This window comes from Pedobacter sp. 01T416_2 (assembly GCF_056398925.1).
This window is the reverse complement of sequence record NZ_JBFTQI010000566.1, coordinates 1-3947: the sequence shown is the minus strand read 5'-3', so window position 1 is coordinate 3947 and position 3947 is coordinate 1. Positions and strand designations below refer to the sequence as shown.

4 protein-coding genes are annotated in these 3947 nt (G+C 36.6%); all 4 read right to left on the bottom strand.

From position 1 onward, the window contains the following. A partial coding sequence (locus AC1DPQ_RS20370) for a glycosyltransferase (protein ID WP_477610699.1) occupies window positions 1-870 on the bottom strand: 870 nt, incomplete at its 3' end. 6 nt (window positions 871-876) lie between these two features. After that, on the bottom strand, window positions 877-1746 hold the full coding sequence (locus AC1DPQ_RS20365; protein ID WP_477581871.1) for a glycosyltransferase: 870 nt from the start codon (window positions 1744-1746) through the stop codon (window positions 877-879). A gap of 14 nt (window positions 1747-1760) precedes the next feature. Next, window positions 1761-2918 carry a DegT/DnrJ/EryC1/StrS family aminotransferase gene (locus tag AC1DPQ_RS20360; protein ID WP_477581869.1) on the bottom strand — a complete coding sequence of 386 codons (1158 nt, stop codon included), beginning with the start codon at window positions 2916-2918 and terminating at the stop codon, window positions 1761-1763. Continuing rightward, window positions 2915-3947, bottom strand: a 1033-nt coding sequence (locus AC1DPQ_RS20355; RefSeq protein WP_477610698.1) for a lipopolysaccharide biosynthesis protein, incomplete at its 5' end; no start/stop codon positions are given. The genes AC1DPQ_RS20360 and AC1DPQ_RS20355, both read right to left, overlap by 4 nt.

The window sequence follows — 3947 nt, the reverse complement described above, 5'->3', positions numbered from 1 at the left end:
GGCACAGCCCATTCCCATCGCTTCTACCAATACATTTGGATAGCCCTCATTTCTGGAAGAAAGCACAAAAACCTCTGCTTGCGCATAATAATCCTGCAGGTTCGATTTAAAGCCGATCAATTTAACTTTATCTGTTAAATTTAAATCCGTAATCTGCTTTTCGAGGTTTTCTCTTTCAGGGCCTTCACCCGAGATTAAAAGATCAACATCGGATAACTCCAAGCGGCTATAAGCATTAATAAGCAGATCGAAACCTTTTTCGCGAGTTAATCTTCCAACAGAAAGTATAAATGCTTTATCATTTACGGTATCTTTATTTGGCTTTATAAACTGATTGATTGGATTATGGATGGTTTCAAAATTATTCAGTTTTTCGAATTGCTTAATCCTTTTAAATCCTTTAAACATTCCAAATGCTGGTAGCACAATGGCTTTTGATTTTCTATAAATATGGAATATAAACCACTGTAGTAATTTGTTGTATTGTTGTATGGTGCTATTTAGGGCCGTTCTTTCTGAAACCAGGTAAGGCAAACCTAAAATCATACAACATAAACCTGCCCACACGTTCGCCGATGTCATAAAACAAATGGTACAGTCCGGTTTTTCTTTCTTTAATAGAGAAAGTAACCGGTAAAAAGTTAAGTAAGCATATCTAATCCTGTTTAAGAGATTTTGACTTTCTTTTCTTTCTACAAGATTTACAATTTTAACCTGTTTATTGATCTGATATTTAACTTGAGCTGTATTAAGGCAAATCATTGTAACACTGCATTTTTTTTCACTGAAATGATTAGCCAGATTACTAATTACCCTTTCAGCTCCGCCACCTTCTAAACTGTTGATTACGAAGCATAATTTAGTAGTCATTTCGAATTAGTTTACAATTGTTTTAATGGTCTGGAAAGCGTTTCCAAAGGTTTTATATTTCACTTCGAAGAGGAAGTATTTTCTGAGGTAAAAGTTCAAAAGTTTAACTTTCTGTAAGCCAGTATATGTGAAGATTTTAATGATGATATAGAAATCACTCAGTTGCATCTTCTTTAATGGAATATAAGCAACCGGACTCCAAATCCCTCCGGGATGACGCCTGTAACAGCTCATTACTTCAGGTAAAACATATATTTTTTTACCCGTTACCCAGGTACAATAGAGTTTCAACAGTTTATCACAGGCATTGCATTTCAAAAACCAATCGTTTTTATAAAGATTTCTAATGGCTTCAATGTTGCGGTAAACAATAGTTGCGGTACAGGTTTCAACTTGCCTGTTTACAATCAGATCGCTAAAGCTATACTGTAAGGGAACAGGGTTAAAATCCATGTAAAACAGTTCAGTATCATCAAAATTTATTTCGCGTGTATAATGGCAGCACATTACATATTCTGGATTATTTTCTAAAAAATCTACCTGTTTCTGCAGTTTATATGGATCTAACCAATAATCATCACCATCGCATGTGGCTACGTATTTACCTTTGGTTTCTAGCGCAACCCGAATTACGTTTTGGGTAGCACCGATATTCTTTGGCGCTTTTAAACGCTTAATTTTATCAGGATGTTTGGCAACATATTCATCGATAATCTCTGTGGTTCCATCTGTAGAACAATCGTCTCCAATAATAATTTCTGTATTAAAATTGCATTTCTGCATCAGAAATCCATCCAGTGCTTTCGCAATAAATTTACTGTGGTTATAAGTGATGCAAAAAATGCTAACCATTATACCTGTATCGTCTTGTTTCATAATAGAAGCTGCTATTAATTGCCGTTAACCGCCATGCCTATGCTGCCATTAACCATGGTACTGTAATCAGCGAGTTTAAGCACTTGTTTTTTGCGGTAATTCTGGGTTCTCAAAATAATCCTGACTACTAAATCCTGATCGGCACTGGTTAACGTATGGTAAAGTGGCAAACACATAATGCGTTTAGAAATAGAATCACAGATCGGCATATTTACCTTCGCAATGTATGGCAAGGCCGATAAGGATGGGTAAAAGTATCGCCTACAATACACCTGAACCAGTTCTAACTGTTTCATGCAATCGAGCATAATTTCTTCCGATCTGAATATTACGGGATAGTATGCGTAATTAAATTCCGTATCGGCCTGAATAACCTGAAACTGGGCTTCAATTTTGTTTAAACGCATTTCGTAATGCTGTGATAGCTCTTTGCGTTTACTTAAAATCTGATCGATATGTTTTAGGTTACAAAGACCCATTGCAGCGTGAAACTCGGAGTTTTTAGCATTAGTTCCAATCTCTGAAAAGGTATCTACCCCACTATAACCGAAATTACGCATCAGCGCCATTCTCTTTAAAGTATCAGGATTTTGAGTAAAAACAGCCCCACCTTCAATGGTATGAAACAGTTTAGTTGCATGGAAGCTGGTTGTGCTTACATCGCCATAAGCGAAGATCGATTTACCTTTATATTTTGTGCCAAAACAATGGGCGGCATCATAAATTACCTTTAGTCCATGTTTTTTTGCAATGCGGTCTATCGCTTCAATATCACAAGGGTTTCCAAAAACGTGTGTAGCCAAAATTGCCGAGGTATTAGACGTAATGGCCGCTTCAATTTTATTGGGATCTATGTTAAGGGTATCTTCATCTATATCAACAAAAACAGGTTTGCAACCTTGCCAAACAATACTGCTGGTGGTAGCCACGAAAGAAAACGGTGTGGTAATAATTTCGCCTTTTACTTCTAATGCCTGTATGGCCAGCTGTAATGCGATAGTACCATTGGTTACATATAATAAATGAGGTAGCTCTAAGTATTGTTGCAACTTCAACTCCAGTTCATTTACCAAAGGACCATTATTGGTGAGCCACTGTCTGGCCCAAATGCTACTTACATAGCTTTTAAAATCTGCCTGTTTAGGCAAAAAGGGTTTGGTTACAGGTATCATTGTTTGAGGATTAATTGTTTAAAATCAAGGAGTGCAGCGAGTTTGATGCTGCTACTTATGCCGAGGTAAAAACTGCCATAGATGATGCTTATACCAGCAATGCGCAAAATATTGTTGATGTGATAATGTGTTAAACACCAGGTATCGAGGCAGTAACAAGCTAAACCTAACAGACTGGATAACATTAAAATAGGCACAATATCATGAAGCTGTTCTTTAATTGGGTAATTGATTAATTTGCCACTATATGTTGAATTGATATAATAGGCGAAAACAGTAAAGAAGAGCTGAAAATATAGAAGTCCCATGATGCCAAATGGAATTACACAGATAATTCCGATTACACTTAGCACCTTTTTTATAATTTCTAATTTCAAGAACTGTCCACTTTGACCTTTAACTTTTAAAATATTCAGGTTATATGCGTGTACCGGATATAGAATACCCGCAATACATAAAATCTGAAAATAAGGTACAGATGRCAGCCATTTATCGGTTAAAAGCAAAGAGATTAAAGGTTGGGCAATAAGTGCTAAAAAAATCAGGATGGGTGCATTCCAGAATAACACCTGCTGCATTAACCTGCGGTAAACCATTTTAAGCTTTACATCGTCATTGCTGATGTTCGAAAACATAGGATAGGTTACTTTACCAATTGCGGTAGAAATAATCCCAATGGGTAACTGACTTAAACTATCTGCTCTGGCATAAAAGCCCAATTGGGCTGCCGCATAAAAGCGACCTATAATAACGGTGTATAAATTTTGATAAATGGCATCCAACAGGCCAGAAAGTGTCATTTTGTAACCAAAATGAAAGTGCTTTCTGAAGCTTTTTTTATTAAAAATCAGTCGTGGTCGCCAGTCTGAATAAAACCAATGTAAAACGGTAGAAACACTCGCACTCAGCAAACTCATCCAAACTAAACTCCAGGTTCCATAACCATTTTTTGCCAGGTAAATACCTAAACAACCGCCTAGTACTACTGCAGGTATCTGAATGACCGTTTGCAGTTTAAATTTCATTTCC